General features: G+C 42.0%; 14 protein-coding genes and 1 other RNA gene. 10 read left to right on the plus strand and 5 right to left on the minus strand.

From position 1 onward, the window contains the following. Positions 1 to 86 precede the first annotated feature (86 nt). Together ABLC00_RS04540 and ABLC00_RS04545 are read left to right on the plus strand one after the other, a co-directional pair. On the plus strand, positions 87 to 779 hold the full coding sequence (locus tag ABLC00_RS04540) for a YggS family pyridoxal phosphate-dependent enzyme (protein WP_032010894.1): 693 nt from the start codon (positions 87 to 89) through the stop codon (positions 777 to 779). A gap of 107 nt (positions 780 to 886) precedes the next feature. Beyond that, the gene (locus tag ABLC00_RS04545; protein WP_033846643.1) at positions 887 to 1,729 is read left to right on the plus strand and encodes an undecaprenyl-diphosphate phosphatase; all 843 of its coding nucleotides are present in this window, start codon (positions 887 to 889) and stop codon (positions 1,727 to 1,729) included. A 122-nt stretch (positions 1,730 to 1,851) separates the two neighbouring features. Here the strand turns inward: ABLC00_RS04545 and ABLC00_RS04550 are convergent, their stop codons facing one another. Further along, entirely contained in the window at positions 1,852 to 5,448 is a 3,597-nt protein-coding gene (locus ABLC00_RS04550; RefSeq protein WP_033846644.1) for an AAA family ATPase, read from the minus strand. Between the two features lie 9 nt (positions 5,449 to 5,457). After that, positions 5,458 to 6,726 (minus strand): exonuclease SbcCD subunit D, encoded by a 1,269-nt coding sequence (locus ABLC00_RS04555; protein WP_033846645.1) that lies wholly within the window; start codon positions 6,724 to 6,726, stop codon positions 5,458 to 5,460. A 176-nt stretch (positions 6,727 to 6,902) separates the two neighbouring features. On the opposite strand from ABLC00_RS04555, the gene ABLC00_RS04560 reads away from it, so the two are divergent. Continuing rightward, entirely contained in the window at positions 6,903 to 7,376 is a 474-nt protein-coding gene (locus ABLC00_RS04560; protein WP_032010889.1) for an OsmC family protein, read from the plus strand. 69 nt (positions 7,377 to 7,445) lie between these two features. Here the strand turns inward: ABLC00_RS04560 and ABLC00_RS04565 are convergent, their stop codons facing one another. Then, positions 7,446 to 7,823, minus strand: coding sequence for a VOC family protein (locus ABLC00_RS04565; protein WP_001059437.1), 378 nt, complete (start codon positions 7,821 to 7,823; stop codon positions 7,446 to 7,448). 379 nt (positions 7,824 to 8,202) lie between these two features. Here ABLC00_RS04565 and ABLC00_RS04570 point away from each other — a divergent pair, with 379 nt between their 5' ends. Both ABLC00_RS04570 and ABLC00_RS04575 read left to right on the plus strand, forming a co-directional pair. Next, positions 8,203 to 8,655 carry an ABZJ_00895 family protein gene (locus ABLC00_RS04570; RefSeq protein ID WP_017398091.1) on the plus strand — a complete coding sequence of 151 codons (453 nt, stop codon included), beginning with the start codon at positions 8,203 to 8,205 and terminating at the stop codon, positions 8,653 to 8,655. Positions 8,656 to 8,738: 83 nt separating this feature from the next. Next, positions 8,739 to 9,644 (plus strand): TIGR01777 family oxidoreductase, encoded by a 906-nt coding sequence (locus ABLC00_RS04575; RefSeq protein WP_033846646.1) that lies wholly within the window; start codon positions 8,739 to 8,741, stop codon positions 9,642 to 9,644. Here ABLC00_RS04575 and ABLC00_RS04580 read toward each other — a convergent pair. Further along, complete coding sequence (locus ABLC00_RS04580) at positions 9,636 to 10,751, minus strand: FAD-binding oxidoreductase (protein WP_033846647.1); 1,116 nt, start codon at positions 10,749 to 10,751, stop codon at positions 9,636 to 9,638. The genes ABLC00_RS04575 and ABLC00_RS04580 overlap by 9 nt on opposite strands. Positions 10,752 to 10,776: 25 nt before the next feature. Further along, positions 10,777 to 11,790: a porphobilinogen synthase gene (gene hemB / locus ABLC00_RS04585; RefSeq protein ID WP_033846648.1), complete on the minus strand. Its 1,014-nt coding sequence runs from the start codon at positions 11,788 to 11,790 to the stop codon at positions 10,777 to 10,779. 142 nt (positions 11,791 to 11,932) lie between these two features. Here hemB and ABLC00_RS04590 point away from each other — a divergent pair, with 142 nt between their 5' ends. The 5 genes from ABLC00_RS04590 to ssrA all read left to right on the plus strand — a co-directional run bounded on the left by ABLC00_RS04590 (position 11,933) and on the right by ssrA (position 18,190). Beyond that, positions 11,933 to 12,430, plus strand: coding sequence for a thioesterase family protein (locus ABLC00_RS04590; protein WP_033846681.1), 498 nt, complete (start codon positions 11,933 to 11,935; stop codon positions 12,428 to 12,430). A 267-nt stretch (positions 12,431 to 12,697) separates the two neighbouring features. Next, entirely contained in the window at positions 12,698 to 13,849 is a 1,152-nt protein-coding gene (locus ABLC00_RS04595) for an EmrA/EmrK family multidrug efflux transporter periplasmic adaptor subunit (RefSeq protein WP_032048002.1), read from the plus strand. A gap of 6 nt (positions 13,850 to 13,855) precedes the next feature. Beyond that, positions 13,856 to 15,379, plus strand: coding sequence for a DHA2 family efflux MFS transporter permease subunit (locus ABLC00_RS04600; RefSeq protein ID WP_002051997.1), 1,524 nt, complete (start codon positions 13,856 to 13,858; stop codon positions 15,377 to 15,379). 303 nt (positions 15,380 to 15,682) lie between these two features. Continuing rightward, entirely contained in the window at positions 15,683 to 17,668 is a 1,986-nt protein-coding gene (gene ggt, locus ABLC00_RS04605) for a gamma-glutamyltransferase (protein WP_033846650.1), read from the plus strand. A 162-nt stretch (positions 17,669 to 17,830) separates the two neighbouring features. Further along, positions 17,831 to 18,190: a transfer-messenger RNA gene (ssrA, locus tag ABLC00_RS04610) on the plus strand. The last annotated feature ends 41 nt before the right edge of the window (positions 18,191 to 18,231 follow it).

Consider the following 18,231-nt stretch of genomic DNA (forward strand, 5'->3'; position numbering starts at 1 on the left):
AATAATATACGGCTTTCACCGAGGCTTACCAACACCTCGCTTTAGGTGAAAAGCAAAAAAGTTTTTTGAAAATGAGAACCTTGTCAATGAATTACCTGCAAGATGCGCGGCAGCACGTATTACAGCAAATCAGAACTGCTTGTGAACATGCTCAGCGTGCGCCTGAAACTGTGCAACTTTTAGCCGTATCTAAAACACATCCGAGTGAAAGATTGCGTGAAATGTATGCAGCGGGACAAAGAGCATTCGGCGAAAATTATTTACAAGAAGCTTTGGATAAAATAGAAGCTCTGCATGACTTAGATATTGAATGGCATTTTATTGGACATGTTCAACGTAACAAAACCAAGCATTTGGCTGAAAAGTTTGACTGGGTACATGGAGTAGATCGTTTAATTATTGCAGAGCGTTTGTCTAACCAACGTGGTGATGACCAAGCTGCACTTAATATTTGTTTGCAAGTCAATATTGATGGGCAAGACACTAAAGATGGCTGCGCACCGGAAGAAGTTGCCGAATTGGTTGCTCAAATAAGTCAACTGCCAAAAATCAAGCTGCGTGGCTTAATGGTAATTCCGGCACCAGACAATACTGCCGCTTTTGCAGATGCTAAAAAACTATTTGATGAGGTGAAAGAGCAACATGCCCACGCGCAAGACTGGGACACGTTAAGTATGGGGATGTCAGGCGATTTGGATGCTGCAATTGCTGCAGGTTCAACTATGGTTCGTGTGGGAACTGCTTTGTTTGGAAAACGTGATCCTGTTGTAAAAAAATAACTTTTAAGGTTTAGTTAAATATTTTGTGGCGAAACTGTAATCGGTTAATTTAAATTTAATTTTCCTCATTTATAAACCAGATATTTTAATATTTGAGTGTGTAATGTATGGATTTGTTGCATGTTTTCATTCTGGCAATTATTCAGGGCTTTGCTGAATTATTGCCGGTTTCTAGTTCCGCCCACGTTATTTTAGCTGAAAAGTTAATGGGGTATGATCCATCTGCACCTGACATGACCTTCTTACTTGTGATGTTGCACACAGGTACGATGTTTGCCGTGATCGTTTACTTTTGGAAATCTTGGAAAAAGACCTATTTTTCTTCTTGGGAAAGTTTTAAAAAACAAGCCTTCTATATTATTTTGGCAACCCTCATTACAGGTGTACTCGGTTTAGCGCTCCAATCTATTATTAAACATGTATTCTTCGGCGGCGCGAGCAGTTTCGAAATTGAGCATTTGTTTAGTAACTCAAAATTAATGGCGGCTGCACTGATTTCGGCAGGTGTCCTGATTATTTTATCTTCGCGTTTAGATCGCGGACAATCAGGTGAAATCAGTTTGCGTAGTGCTTCTATTATTGGGGCAGTACAGGCGTTATGTTTACCTTTCCGTGGCTTTTCACGTTCTGGCGCAACCATTTCTACAGGATTATTTTTAGGGGTATCTCGCCAAAAAGCTGAAGAGTTCAGTTTTGCATTGGCTGTGGTATTAACGCCAGCAGTAATCTTAAAAGAATTATATCGTTTAGTTCACGCTCAAGGCTTACAAACCGTAGCTCATGGACAAGTATTCCATTCGATAGTTCCAAGCTTAGTAGGGATGTGCTTTAGCTTTGGTGCTGGCCTTTTAGCATTAAAATGGTTGTCTTCATGGTTAGAACATGGACGCTGGCATTTATTTGGTTTGTACTGTATTGGTTTCGCAATTGTCGTACTCTGCGTGAATTAATTTTTTGATGTTTAAAAAATAAAAAATTAGTACAAGACCATACAATAAAAGAGGGGGCGTAATTCATACGCCCCTTTGTTATATAAGATTCAATCAAATTTAAGATAACTACCTAGATTAAATTAACCTACGACTTCAATGGTGCTCGCACCAGCACCCAGTGGTTTCACTTGTATTTGTACAGGAATACGTTCATGCATTTCTTGAATGTGTGAGATGAGAATGACCTGACGTCCCTGATTTTGCAATTGGTCTAAAGCATTCATGACCATGTGCAAAGAAGAAGCATCTAAAGTACCAAAGCCTTCATCAATAAATAGTGATTCAATTTTCATTGAACCCGACGCCATATTGGCAATTGCTAAAGACAAGGCCAGTGCAGTTAAGAATGACTCCCCCCCAGATAAAGAAGCGACGGAGCGGGTTTCTCCATCCATATCGTGGTCAATAATGGCAAGGCTTAAGGACTGATCTAGGCGTTTTAGCGTATAACGCTGAGAAAGCATCGCCAGTTGTTGGTTGGCATGTTCAACTAAAATATCTAGGTGATATTGCTGAGCGTAGTCGCGGAACTCTTTACCTTTGGCGTCACCAATCAAGCCTGAAATTTTGCTCCAGCGATGTTCTTCTTGCTGAATATTTTGAATTTGCTCAGCGTATTGTTGCTGTTTGGCAAGGTTTTGCTGATGTAATTCAAGCTTCAGCTTTAGCCCGTCACGCACTTCAAGCTGTGCTTTGAGCTTTGCAATATTGTCTTGAATGAGGGTAACGAGCTTTTCGTATTCAATATCTGGCTGAGTTTGTAAGTGCTCGCTTAATTGCTCTTGCATTGTTTTAAGGGCAGAAGAAGCTTCACTTAATAAACGCTCGGCATGATTAAGACGGTTACGAATGTCTTGCTCTTGTGCAGAATTAATCTGTATGAGCGCCGTAAGATCAGATGCTTGAAAATCAGTGTGGGCTTTTAACCAGTTTTGAATTTGCTCATCAACCTGATGTTGATGTTGTTCTGTGTGTTGATACTGATGTTTAAGTTGATCAAGCGCCTGCTTTTGCTGTTCAAAGTGTTGTCTGGTTTGTTCGAAACGCTGTTTAGCCTCATGATACGCCGTTTGTTGGTGCTGACGTTTAGCGTCATGCTCAATTAACCATTCATGCGGTTTAATGTCTGTGCGGCCCGTCATTTGCTGAATGAGCGATACCGCTTTCTCATTATTTTGTTGACCTTTAAGCGTAATCTCATGGAGATTTTGATCGATCTCATCAATTTGCTTAGCCATTTGTTCAAGGCTAGCAGTCAACATTTTAAGTTCTTGCTGCTGTTGTTCAAAACGCTGTGAAAGCTGTTCTTGTTGTTCAAGTTGCTTAGCACGTGCATCCAGAATAGCCCAAGTCTGCTTAGCTGTTTGGCTACTTGCTTGTTGCCATGCCTGCTGTTCAGTTTCCGACAAACACTCGACAATATGTTGAACTTGCTGTTGCCATTGCTGTGCTGTATTAAGCAAACTTTCATTACGCTGAATAGTTTGAACAAGCTGATTGTGTTGTTTAATGGCTTGGGTTAAACGTAAGTTTTCTGAGTCAAATAAACTTATGGCAGTTTGTGTCGCTTGTCTCAGCTCATTAAGTGTTTGTAAGATTTGTTCAGGTGCTTGATTAAGCTCAATGTGTAATTGATTGAGGTTAAACCCTTGCTCAAGTTCTTGCTGTAAGTGCGTTTGTTTTACTTGCAGTTGAGCTAGGTATTTCTGAACTTGTTCAAGCTCGGCACGGCACTGAGTAAGTGCATGTTGCTGGGTTTGCCATGCATTAAACTTAGTTTGCTCGAGTGCAATAGCTTGTTGCTCTTGCTGTTGCTGCAAATCGAACAAGGCTTTGGAGACCGCATTGTCATCAACACGGTAGGGGTGATGGGTACTTCCACAGACTAAACACGCTTCACCTTCTTTAAGATTGGCCCGTAACTGCTCAATATTTTCGGTGTGTAGTAAACGCTGCTGTTGTAGGATGTGTTGTAGTTTTTCACGTTCAGTTTTTGCTGTTTGGTAGTCTTGTTCAGCTAACTGGCAAACAGTTTTAAGCTGCTGCTCTTGCGCGGAGGCTTGAGTATGTTTTTCAGTGAATTGCTGAAGCTCAGCATATATCTCATGATAAATTTTTATTTTCTGTTGAATCAGATCTAACTGCGTGACTTGAGCAAGTTTCTGATCTTTATCTTTTCGCTGTTGTTCAAGCTTTAACTCAATCTGTTCAACGGTGCCTAGTGAAGCTGTGAGTTGTTCGAGTTCACTTTTAGCTTCCGATAGCTTTTGGCGAGCAAGGGTAGGGTTTCCAATCTGTTGTTCAATCGTTTGGTAATTTTGAATAAATTGCCCAAGCTGATGTAGATGTGCTGAAAGACCCTTATCTAATACAGCATATTGCTGAGTCTGGATCAGCTGCTGTTGTAAATGAATTTTGTTCTGCTCAAGCTGTGCAATCTGCTGTTGTACAGCGTTTTGCTGTTGTTGCAATGGGCTTAGCTTTTGCTCAAGTACCTGTCTTTTTTCTTTGCACTTTTTATATTCATCGGCAATAAAAGCACGTTCTTGAATGGACTGTCGAACTTGATTTAAAGCATGTTGATGCTGTTGCTCAAAATCGAGGGTTTGTTTGAGCTGTTGTTCTGCAAGTTGATATTGTTTTTGTCCCGTTTCAAAAATTTGTAGCAGGTCATTAAACTTAGTTTGAGCTTGCTGAATTTGCGGCTCAAGTTGTTGTAGTGTTTGTAAATTTTGAGCTTGCTGAAAAACTTGTGGGCGTATTTCAGAGAAAACTTCGAGACGTTTTAATTGCTCACGTTCACTAGCCAATTGTTGATGGTGATTTTGCTGAGTTTGAAACTGTTGCTGTTTAGCTTGAACTTCTTGTTCAAGTTTTGCTTTGCGTTCAAACCATTGTTGCTGTTTGTCTAAGACATGTTTTTGTTGTTCTAACTGTTGATAGTTTTGTTCAGCTTGCTGGTATTGCTCGGTAAATGCAGCAATCTCTTCATCAGACAAAATTTCAATGTGACCTAAAAATTCTTCCAACTGTTTACGCTGCTTTGCAATATCTGCTGTTTTACGAAAAGCCAGTTCACCAATTTTAGCAAAAATACTGGAGTTGGTTAGGTACTCAAGTAATTCACCGCGTTCGCTGTCTCGAGCTTTTAAAAATGCGGTCACTTCGGACTGGGCAAGTAATACGGCACGCGTAAACTGTTCAAAAGAAAGCTGGGTAATTTGTTTAACTTTTTCATCAACCGCTTTGGCTTTGTCAGCAAGTACCACACCATCGGTTAGGCATTTTAAGTGGCGCTGCACACTTTGTAATTTGCCATTTGGGTTTTCACGTGCACGTTTAATTTCCCAACGAGCCAAATAACGTTTTTGATCTTGTGCAATAAAGCAAAGCTCAGCAAAACCATGCCCTGTACCACGGCGTAAGACGGTTAAAGGCGAATTGGTCAGTAACTCGGAACCATCGACATCTTTTAACTTACCATCGCTGTCTTTTAGACGTGGAACCCGATTAAATAAGGCTAGGCACATCGCGTCTAAAATGGTCGATTTACCTGCGCCAGTTTTCCCCACAATTGCAATAAGACCTGCATGGGCCAGAGGTGCGCTTTCAAAATCAATAAAATGTTCATCAGCAAGCGATGCCAGATTTTTTATTCGAATGGATAAAATTTTCATGACATATCCTTAATGGCTTGCATCATTTTCAAGATGTTTTTGTGCTTCTTGTACTAGGCTCAGAAAATCTTTTAAGACCGCATCATCGGCGCTGTAACCTTGTTTTTCCCAGATGTTTTGAAAGAGTTTTTCTGGTGTTGGCGGTTCAAGTGCAATGTGCTGGGTAGTATTTGAATTAGTGGTGTCTTTATTGACATATTGACGTGAAATACGCACTAAACGATAGCGGTCAGATGGCAGGGCTGCTTCAAACTGCTGACGTAAATTGGGTTGTGGCGGCGTTAAACTATAATATTCAATATCGACATATTCACGGTGGTCAATATTTTCAATCACGCCGTGTGGTAAGGCTTTGAGTTGTTGCAGTACTTCGTTTAGCTCACCACGAATGCGGTGCAATTGTATGCAGCGCGGAATTTCGATAGCTTCAAATTGCAAACGGCTATCTGTCTCTTGAGAAGGGTCAATTTTGACCTCAACTACTTGGTGTTTATAGTTAATTTCACTAAAAGAAAGTGGAATGGGTGAACCACTATAACGAATGTGCGGCTGGCCTACTTTTTGTGGTTTATGTAAGTGCCCTAAAGCGACATAGTCGACCGCATCTTCAAATAATGTCGTTGAAAGCGCCTCTTCATTACCAATAATAATTGGGCGTTCAGAGTCGGATGTCTCGCCACCTTGCATATGGGCATGTGACATCAAAATAAGCGCTTGATCCGGTGTCTTGCGACGTTTGGCTTCGGCAATGAGTTGCTGGTGCAAATAGGCAATCGCATTTTTGCTATTGGTGGTATATTCGTTAAAGCCCGTAATTTCGGCCGAGCGTAAAAAAGGCAGGGCAAGGCACCACGCCACAATATCTTGATTTTGATTATAAATAGGTAAAAGTAGCCGATCGAGATCTAGAGTTTTATCTTCATTCCAGCGAACTACGCCCACGGTTTTTGCATTGTATTTTTCTAAAAGTGGTTCGACCTGTTCAATACGGTAGCCTGAGTCATGGTTACCCGCAATCATGAGTGTTTGCATGTGTGGTGCAATGCGGTGCGCATCTGCTAAAAATTGGTAGAGTTGTTTTTGTGCCTGAGAACCCGGATTAATAACATCAAAAATATCGCCAGCAATAAGCAGAGCATGCGGTTGTTTTTCTTGAATTTGAGTGAGCAACCAGCTTAAAAATTCTTGGTGTTCGTAATGTCGTGAGTGATTATAAAAAAACTGCCCCAAATGCCAGTCAGAAGTATGTAGAAAATGTACGGACATAGAAACAGACATCAAGCCAAAATAAACACAGATACGTTAGCATAAATTGGCAGGAGATTTTATCAAGACATTTTATCAAGACATTTTAAAGTGCTCGTTATTTAAGCCAGCAATGAAACCTGAATTATTTTGTCCCTTTCAGCTTTGCTTTGTTACTATCAGGTCAAACCATGAACTTTGAGAATAAAATGACTATTCATAAATACGAAGTAAAAATACAGTGGGAAGGCAATACAGGTACAGGCACTTCATCTTATCGTTCTTATAAACGAGACTTTAGTATTCAGCATCCTCAAAAGACGACTATTCAAGGTTCATCAGACCCTGCCTATTTAGGCGATGTGACCAGATGGAACCCGGAAGATTTATTGGTCGCGTCAGCCTCTGCTTGTCATAAGCTTTGGTATTTACATCTTTGTGCAGTCAATCATATTCATGTTGTGAGTTATGTTGACCATGCACTTGGGTTTATGGAAGATACAGATCCGGTCAAACGTGGTCACTTTACTCAAATTATTTTAAGGCCCGAGGTTGTTTTAGAAAAAGGTGCTGACCCAGAGCTTGCAGCAAAATTGCATGAAGAAGCGCATCATGAATGTATGATTGCCAATTCGGTAAATTTTCCAATTACATGTGAAGCAAGTTTTAGCTTTGCTGAATAGACCCTATGAAATAGCCACCGATAAAAAAGCGGTGGCTATCAATTAAAATAAATGGGCTAAGTAAAATCTTTAAGCTGCATTTTCATCGACTTGAAAAATACCAAAAACGTTATGGTCTAAATCGACAAAATAGCCATGCCAAGCGCGGCCCGGAATAGCGAATTTATCCATTGCGACAATACCACCTTGCGCTAAAATTTTTGCAGCTACCTCATCGAAATTTTCCACCTGAACCGAACAAGTAAATGCATTGGTGCCATATTCCATTGGCGGTGTTTGAGCAGGGCGTTTTAATAGACCACCCATAATTGAAGGTGTCTCTATGCGGTAATATTCAATAGGTAAGCTTTCATCGAGTTTAAATTGCCAGCCAAACACAGCTTGATAAAACTGCGCATCGCGGGCAGGGTTTGAAGACTGGATTTCGAAATAGGCAATATTGTTCATATTATTTAAATCGTATTTTTATGGTGTAAAAAGTATACGTATAGCCTTTATAGCCACGAAAGCACTATTGTGTATGGTGAGCGTAAAATAAATGAAAGTACTAGAAAATAAAAACCGACGATTCGAGTGATGAGAGAATCGTCGGTCAAAGACTTCATCAAGGGTTTCGGCTGCTAACAAAACCTAATCCGAAGGAAGAAAGAGTCGTAATGAAAGGTCACCGAAACAATTTTGCGGATGCCGTGCAAAGGAAGTATTCGGTTGCTGCGACCTTGTTACCCTATATAACGTCAAGAGATCAGGATTGGTTGACAGAAAAATGAAAAAAAATCGAAAAAAATTTATAATTATTTTTTGAACCCATAAATTAGGCAAAAATATGACCAAATTACGTTCTTACTTTCTCTGGTTTTTTGCTTTATGCATCGTGCTCACTTTAATTGTCGGTGTAATTGCAGCACTATTACCAGCGAGTGTAGGCGGTATTTTAACAGCCGTTCCATATTTAGGCGCAATGATTTTTGTCTTATTTAGATTTTTAAAGAAAGAACGCCGTGCACCGACTGTACCAGAAAAAAAGAAATTTACTTTAGGCTTTACCCTCATATTTTGGGGCTATAACTTGTGTGGTGTTTTGTTCGGTCTGTTTTTATTTTCAAGAAAAGACCCTGAGATTTTGCAAAACTTTATGCTTTACCTCAAGCAGCCTCAGTTCTTAAGTATTATGGTCATTATGATTTTAATGTTGGCTATTCCGCTGTATTTAATTACTTACTGGTTTTATGGCAAACAGGCACAGCGTATGGCAGACAAAATGTTTAATGTGCAATAGATCACTACGAAAACTCATACGATTAAATATAAATGAGTCTTATACAATAAAATAAAACTTGAATCCTCAGCTTAGGAGGAAATATGAATAAGAATGTATTAATTACTGGTGCCAGTGGCTTTATTGGAACGCATTTAATTAAGTTCCTATTACAAAAAAATTATAACGTGATTGCGGTGACACGGCAGGCTGGAAGGGAATCTGACCATCCTGCCTTGCAGTGGGTACAAAAGTTCGAAGATATCTCAATCCGTCAAATTGATTATGTGGTGAATTTGGCAGGTGCCAATATTGGTGAGAAACGCTGGACCGAGTCACGTAAAAAACAACTCATTGAAAGCCGGGTAAATACGACCCGAAAACTTTATGCGTGGCTCAAGCAATCTCAAATTTTTCCCGAAGTGATTGTCTCTGGTTCTGCAATTGGTTATTACGGCATAGATGCTCAAGAAAAGTGGACAGAGGTATGCACTGAACAAAGCTCGCCACAACCTATTTTTATGTCCGAGCTTTGCCAAGAGTGGGAGCGCGCAGCGTTAGCAGACGCTCAGCAAAATACTAAAATTATTCGTTTAGGCGTAGTGTTCGGGCAGGGTGGTGGTATCTTGCCTAAAATGTTATTTCCTATACGACTTAATTTAGTCGGTCAAATTGGTCACGGGCGCCAGCCTGTGGTTTGGGTACATATTGAAGATGTGTTAAATGCCATCGAGTTTATATTTCAGCATCCTCAATCTGCTCAAATTCATAATGTGGTAGCGCCAGAAAATGTGACCCAACAAGCTTTTGTTGAACAAGCTGCACAAGTTTTAAATAAGAAACCAATGTTGTCGGCGCCGAGCACAGTTTTCCGCTGTTTGTTAGGAGAGCAGTCGCAATTGATTTTGAATGGGCAATACGTTAAACCTGCTGCCTTACAAGCTGAAGGATTTGAGTTTGCTTATCCTCAATTAAAAATGGCTTTAGAGAATATACTCGCCTCAGGCTAAGATTTTATTTTGCAAACGCTCTGGTGAATATGCTTTGGCATCAACTAAAGTTGGTTGCCCTAGCATAAGTTGACGAAGCAATTGTGCAGAACCTGCGCCCATACACAAACCATTCCTAAAGTGACCAAAGTTTGCCCATAGGTTATCCATTTCAGGCATTTTGCCAATATACGGAACGCCATTTGGTGAACTTGGTCTGAGTCCTGCCCAGCGATGTACAATCGGGAAATCGGCCAGTTCAGGCACCATTTCTAAACAAGCTTCTAAAATATTGTGCTGAGTCGTTTCATCGGTAGAGGTGTCAAAACCACGATGTGCCATACTTGACCCGCACACAATATGACCGTCCATACGTGGAATCAAATACATGACTCGATTCATACACATGGTCGGTAGCCAGTGAGCAGGGGTTTTAAATAACAGCATTTGACCTTGCACAGGTTCGACTGGAATTTCGAGTTGTAATTGAGAGTTCCAGTAATGGCTCCAAGCGCCCGAAGTTATTACAAAATGGTCTGCTGTATGTTTGCGACCATCTTCGGTTTGGAGTGCTTGTATGGCATCCCCTTGTTGAATCAGTTTTTTAACAGGAGTGTGTTCAAAAAACTCAACATTTGGATGTTGCTTTAAATAGCGAATCAGGGACTGTAATACACGCGGATTACGAATATTAGACAGTTCAGGGAAATAAATCGCTTCTTGAAACTGATCGGAAATATGCGGATTGACTTGCTCTAGGGCATCTCGCTGTAAATATTCACAGCGTTGCATTGGTTCTTGATACTGCTCGGCGTAAGAAAGCCCAACGTCAAAATCTTCTTCATCAAAAATCAGCATGCCTGTGTCATGAATTTCAAAATCAATCCCTGTAATAGGGTAGAGCTTTTGGTTCCATGCTTGATAAGAGGCTTTACCAAATTGGGCAAGTTGGTTCACTGCATGCACATAGCGCCACGGATACATCGGAGAGAGAATGCCTCCGCCAGCCCAAGAGGCTGCTTGTCCCGCTTGTTGTTGATCAAAAATGCTGATGGTACAGCCTTGTTCAACCAACTCCAGCGCAGACATTAATCCACTTATGCCCGCGCCAATAATTGCAATATGCATGCAGTGTTATCCTTTCTCTGCGAACTTAGTTCATTTCCTTGAGTTTTTCAGCAGCGGTTTCTGCAAAGTAAGTCCAGATTCCGTCTGCACCAGCACGGCGGCAGCACATGAGTGATTCTAAAATCACTGAGTCTGATAACCAGCCATTTTGAATTGCGCCCGCTAACATGGCGTATTCGCCACTCACTTGATAAATGAATGTTGGAATACCAAAGGTATCTTTCACTTCACGTACCACATCCAGATATGGCATGCCCGGTTTTACGATCACCATGTCAGCGCCTTCTTGAATATCTAGCGCAACTTCGTGTAAAGCTTCGGCACGGTTACCAAAGTCCATCTGGTAGTTATATTTATTACCACCTTTTAGGTTGGATGCAGAGCCAACAGCATCACGGAACGGACCATAGAAGCTAGATGCATATTTCGCAGAGTAGGCCATGATGTTGGTATAGATGTGACCATTGGCTTCTAAAGCTTGACGAATTGCGCCAATACGGCCATCCATCATGTCACTTGGTGCAACGACATCGGCGCCTGCTTCTGCGTGACTCAATGCTTGTTTAATCAAGCATTCTACAGTCTCGTCATTGAGTACATAGCCAGTTTCATCAATAATGCCGTCTTGACCATGAGTCGTATATGGGTCGAGTGCACCATCAGTAATTAAAACCATTTCTGGCAATTCTGTTTTAAGCAAACGACAAGTGGTTTGAACTAAACCATCTTCACGCCATGCAGCTTCTGCGGTGAGGCTTTTATCTTCTTGAGGTGTTACAGGGAAAAGAGCCAGTTTAGATACACCTAATTCCAGAAGTCTTTCAGCTTTTTTCAGTAATAAATCTGCCGACAAACGCTGAATGTTTGGCATACTTGGAATATCTTGAGTCTGATTTTGTCCTGGTAATACAAATACTGGATAAATCAAGTGATTGGTAGTGAGCTGTGTTTCGCTGACCATCGCACGCAACTGGTCATTTTTACGGATACGGCGCATGCGAGTAGCTGGAAATGCAGGACGATTGAACGTATAAGTCATAACAATCTCGATGTTCGGTATTACACTAGGATAGGTTGGCGGATATTCCATTACTGTCAACCGACTGCTGTATTGTAGACCCATAATGCTAGATTTGTACAAAATTATGGGTATTTATCATGCTTTTAAATTTAGGCAACGTATGAGTGATGAAAAGAAAAATTGGACGGGGAACATACAATTAGGCGCTAAAACTGACCTAAATGTGGTTCTCAACCAATTGTGTAAAGCGTTTAATAATTGTCCTTTTTTTAAGCATAGTGGAATGATTATGCATGTGGTAGATGGGCATATTGAAGGCTATGTTGAAATGAAACCTGACCTCATTGGCAATTTGGCTTTTCAGGTTTTGCATGGTGGTGTGGCTGCAACTTTGCTCGATAGCATTGGTGGAATTGTGGCAATGGAACATCTCTATCGCCGCTCAACGCCGGAAACCCTGCCTGAAACCATTAAACAAGTTACACGCTTGGCAACCGTCGATATGCGTGTAGATTATTTGGCGCCGGGACGCGGTAAGTATTTTATTGCGCGTGCAGAAGTGTTACGTTTAGGTCGTAAAGGCTGCACTATGCGTATGACGATGGTGAATGATGAAGATAAACCCATCGCTGCGGGGATCGCTTCATATGCCTATTAGGCGATGAATTGAACACTTTAAAAGCGCCATGTGCGCTTTTTTTAGTGCTTGAAAAGCTAGAATTTTCATAAAAATCTTGAGATAAACATTAATTTAATTAGAACGAACGCATGAGTTATATTTTTTTATTCTCACATCATGAGGTTTTAGCGTTAAAATTGACTGCTTTGACAATGCGATATGTCTTGTTTATAGAATAATAAAAACTCTATAACAAGGTGTAGTGCAAGATTGATGGCAAAGCCAACTCATCTTTAGGAACATACCATGACTGATGCACAAAGCAATGTACAAGAAACAGTGCCAACAACATCTGCCTCGGATGACAACAACCAAAACAAGCGCAAAAAATTTCTTGGTTTTTTTGCGCTGATTTTATTGATCGCCGCTATTTTATATGCAATTTGGGCATTATTTTTAAATCACTCGGTGAGTACAGATAATGCTTATGTCGGTGCAGAAACCGCGCAAATTACCTCAATGGTGAGTGGTCAGGTCGCTCAGGTTTTGGTAAATGATACTCAAACAGTACATCGGGGTGATGTGCTGGTTCGTATTGATGACCGTGATGCCAAAATTGCATTGGCACAAGCCGAGGCAGAGCTTGCCAAAGCAAAACGCCAATACAAACAGACTGCGGCAAACAGTAGCTCATTAAACTCTCAAGTTGTGGTTCGTGCTGACGAAATTAACAGTGCTAAAGCACAAGTTGCCCAAGCACAGGCCGACTATGACAAAGCAGCTTTAGAACTTAATCGCCGTGCGCAGCTTGCCGCTTCTGGTGCGGTATCTAAAGAAGAACTCACCAAAGCACAAAGTGCAGTTGAAACTGCTAAAGCAGGGTTAGAGCTTGCTAAAGCTGGCTTGGCACAAGCGACTTCTAGCCGTAAAGCTGCCGAAAGCACTTTAGCTGCAAACGAAGCCTTAATTCAGGGTGTAAGCGAAACCTCTACACCGGATGTACAAGTTGCACAAGCCCATGTAGAACAAGCTCAGCTTGACTTGGAACGTACCGTGATTCGTGCACCAGTTGATGGTGTGATTACACGCCGTAATATTCAAGTTGGTCAACGCGTTGCGCCGGGTACAAGCATGATGATGATTGTGCCGCTCAACGATTTATATGTAGATGCTAACTTCAAAGAAAGTCAGTTGAAAAAAGTCCGCCCAGGTCAGCCAGTCACATTGACGTCTGATTTATATGGTGATGATGTTGAATACCACGGCAAAGTGGTGGGCTTCTCTGGTGGTACAGGCTCTGCCTTTGCCTTAATTCCGGCTCAAAACGCAACAGGTAACTGGATTAAAGTAGTTCAACGCTTACCGGTTCGTATTGCACTTGACCCGAAAGAACTTGCTGAACACCCATTGCGTGTTGGCTTGTCGATGGAAGCAAAAGTCGACTTATCTGCGAAGTAAACGCTTATGAAAACGCAAACACCTTTTGCCGAGTTAAGCGGTGGACGTTTACTACTGGCAGCGTTTGTTATTGCCTTGTCGAACTTTATGGTCGTACTTGATACGACCATTGCCAACGTTTCTGTACCGCACATTACCGGTAACCTTGCTGTTTCAAGTACACAAGGGACATGGGTCGTTACTTCATATGCAGTTGCAGAAGCGATTTGTGTACCTTTAACGGGATGGCTGGCTGGCCGTTTTGGAACGGTGCGGGTCTTTATTTTTGGTTTAATTGGCTTTACGGTCTTTTCTTTCCTTTGCGGTTTGGCAACATCGTTAGAAATGTTGGTGTTTTTCCGTATTGGTCAGGGTCTTTGTGGCGGTCCACTTATGCCACTCAGCCAAACCTTGCTTATGCGTATTTTCCCTCAAGAAAAACATGCACAGGCGATGGGCCTATGGGCAATGACCACAGTCGTTGGACCAATTTTAGGGCCAATTTTGGGTGGTCTAATTAGTGACAACCTGTCTTGGCACTGGATCTTCTTTATTAACTTACCGGTTGGTATTGTCTGTGTATTAGCAGCAATGCGCTTGTTAAGAGTGGCTGAAACAGAAACCATTTCTTTAAGAATCGACACTGTTGGTTTAGGTCTATTAATTCTCTGGATTGGTGCGTTACAGCTTATGCTCGACTTGGGGCATGAACGCGACTGGTTTAACAGCACGAGCATTGTGGTTTTAGCTTTAACTGCCGCCATTGGCTTTGTAGTGTTCCTGATATGGGAACTCACCGATAAACATCCCGTGGTAGATGTCAAAGTCTTTAGGCATAGGGGCTTTGCCATTTCGGTACTGGCCTTATCGCTTGGCTTTGGCGCATTCTTTGGCAGTATTGTACTAATTCCGCAGTGGCTGCAAATGAACCTTTCCTATACCGCAACTTGGGCTGGTTATTTAACTGCAACCATGGGCTTTGGTAGTTTGACCATGTCCCCAATTGTGGCAAAACTTTCGACCAAACATGACCCACGAGCGCTTGCAAGTTTTGGTTTAATTTTGCTGGGTATAGTGACTTTAATGCGGGCATTCTGGACTACAGATGCCGACTTTATGGCACTGGCTTGGCCGCAAATTTTGCAAGGTTTTGCAGTACCGTTCTTCTTTATTCCACTGTCTAACATTGCACTTGGTTCAGTGCTCCAGCAAGAGATTGCATCTGCTGCAGGCCTCATGAACTTCTTAAGAACCATGGCAGGGGCGATTGGTGCTTCAATTGCAGTGACCGTGTGGGACGACCATGCCAAAGTTGCCCGTAGTGAAATGGTGTCTAACCTGAACCCAACCGAAGTACAAAATAACCTTCTGCAAAATGGTTTTACGACTGACTCGACCTTAGGAATCATTTCTAACCTTGTCGATAAAGAAGCCATTACCATGTCAGCAAACCATGTATTTTTGCTATTTGCGATTGTGTTTGTCTTTGCGGGGCTGGTCATTTGGCTGTGTCCAAAACCCAAACAGGTCAGTGGTATGCCTTCTCACTAAACATCAAAAAGCATCTCTTCGGAGGTGCTTTTTTTAGGCTTGCTACAAAATGAGCGAGTTTATAAATAGTAAAATTTGCCTGTATTTAAAGAAATAAAGCATGCCAGAATTGGGCAAATCAGTTATAAAAGAGTGTGATATCAAGCGAGGAGGCATAACACAGGGCACAGGATTAATGCCCTTAATCATTTAATATTATTAAAACTTTATTTTTATCAAAGATTAAAAAACTGAAGACCTGAAAACAAAGAAGCTTGTATGGCAATTGCATGGATAGGCAGGCGTATATATTGGAGTTATCACGTGAATAAAAGATATTCATTTTTGTTCAGTAGTTTATTAGCAGTCGGTTTATTACAAGGATGTGGAGATGACTCCTCGTCAGATCAGCCCAAGGATGATTCAAATACAACCCCACCCAATTTAATTGTAGATAATGACCCGACCAGTTGTAGCAAACTGGCACAAGACGGTTCAAGCGTGGTGGTCGGTTCAAACCAAAATGGTGATCCCGCCGCGCCAGAAGGTGCATCGGGTTATAGACTCGGTAACACGGTTAAATACGCAGATAAATATATGGTGGTGGCAAACACGCCACTTGCGGTAAAAGCAGGTTGTGATGTTTTAAAAGCAGGCGGTAGTGCAGTTGATGCAGCCGTAGCGGTACAAGCCGTGCTTGGTTTGGTCGAGCCACAGTCGAGCACCATTGCCGGTAGTGGTTTTATGATGTATTACGACGCCAAAACCAAACAGGTCACTGCTTATGATGGCCGTGAAACCGCACCAGCGGCAGCCAACGAATTTTATTTAATTCGCCAAAATATATATGACCCAAATTCACCTCCGCCTGTACCAAGTGCGCGCCGTAGTGGTCGCTCGATTGGTGTGCCGGGTGTGATGCGTTTGCTTGAACAAGCCCAAAAAGAACATGGCAAACTTAAATGGAACCAGCTTTTTGGTGAAGCGATTGGTTTGGCTGACAATGGTTTTCGTATTCCGGGGCGTTTGGCAGATGCTATTGCAAGTAATGCAGGCAATTTAGCACTCGATGCAAATGCAATGGCGACTTATTTCTACCCAGATGGATCACCACGCAAAGTCGGTGAGACCATGACCAATAAAGCCTATGCCAGAACACTTGAAGCACTTGCTTCACAAGGGGCAAATGCTCTCCACACTGGACCTATTGCACAAGCCATTGTGGCAAAAGCAGGGCAAACCGTAGGGGATGACCCAGCAAAAACTCCAATTACCCCAAGTTTGATGACCTTGCAGGATTTATCGAACTATCAGGTGAAAAAACGCGACCCGATTTGTACAACGTACCGTGACCGTTACTATGTATGTACCATGCCGCCTCCATCTTCGGGAGGAATTGCAGTTGCGCAGACGCTGGGTATTTTAGAAAACTTTGATATGTCGCTGTATCCACCTAAAAAACCTGAAAATGAAGGTGGTGTGCCCGATGTCATGGGCGTGCATTTAGTGTCTGAGGCAGAGCGTTTGGCCTATGCTGACCGTGACAAATATGTAGCAGATACCGACTTTGTTCGTTTGCCGGCACAGGGTATTCCAAGTTTTATTGATAAAAATTACTTAAAACAACGTGCAGCACTGATTAATCCGAACCTAAGTATGGGTGTAGCACCGGCAGGTAATTTCAATACAGCGGCAGGTGTAGATACCACTGTCGAACATGGCACAACTCAGTTCACGATTGTAGATGCCTATGGCAATGTGGTTTCAATGACATCGACTGTTGAATCGAGCATGGGTTCATTCCACATGGTGGATGGTTTCTTGCTGTCAAACCAGTTAACTGACTTTAGCGCAAACCCTTATGACAGCACTGGGGCACCAGTTGCCAACCGTGTAGAGGGTGGCAAACGCCCACGTAGTACTATGGCACCAACCTTAGTGTTTAAAGGCACCACGCCAGATGAATTTTATATGGCAACAGGTTCACCAGGTGGCGGTACCATCATTCAATATGTGGTTAAAACTTTAGTGGGTGCATTGGACTGGAACTTAAATGCACAGCAGGCGACTTCGCTTGTAAACTTTGGCGCAACCAATAGCAAAAACACCAATATTGATAGCTCGAATGTACAGCTTTCCTTAGTTGACCTGATTGAAGGCTTAAAAGCAAAAGGGCATGGCATTTCTAACACTGCACAAACCAGTGGTATTTCAACGATTATGAAAGTAAATATAAATAATCAGAGTAAATATGCAGGTGGGGTAGACCCACGCCGTGAAGGGATTGTGTTAGGCAATGGTGCTTTATAGGCCAAACTTTAAAAAAGCTGTCATTTTTGGCAGCTTTTTTTTATAAGGGGCCTTGAAAAAAACAAAAGGCACTCAATTATGTAAGTATGTTCATCAGTGGCAGACTGTTGATAAAATGCACAGCATTTTATTTTAGTTATGCTATGATGTGCAGACATTCATGGGGATGTTATTGGCTTCGACGCCGGTGATGAAACTCATAGATGCATGCCGAGAGCGCATTTTCTCTCGTAAATAAAATTTGCATTTAAATAGTCGCAAACGACGAAACTTACGCTCTAGCTGCCTAAGGGCCGCTTGTCCGCTTCCTAGAATACTTGTGGTCTGGGAACCCGACTGAAGCGCACGCACACAAGTCCGTATAGAGTCAAGCCTCGGGGCTTTATACCAAACTTAGAGGATCGCACCTTGTACCCTGTTCGTCGGGTCACTTGGTGTTAAAACAATAGACGATATCTAAGCATGTAGTATTCTCGAGCGTAATGCTGGCGGACGCGGGTTCAACTCCCGCCATCTCCACCAAGATTCGTGAAAAACCCTGAAACGTAAGTTTCGGGGTTTTT

It is taken from the genome of Acinetobacter nosocomialis, from assembly GCF_041021905.1.
Taxonomy (GTDB): Bacteria; Pseudomonadota; Gammaproteobacteria; order Pseudomonadales; family Moraxellaceae; genus Acinetobacter; species Acinetobacter nosocomialis.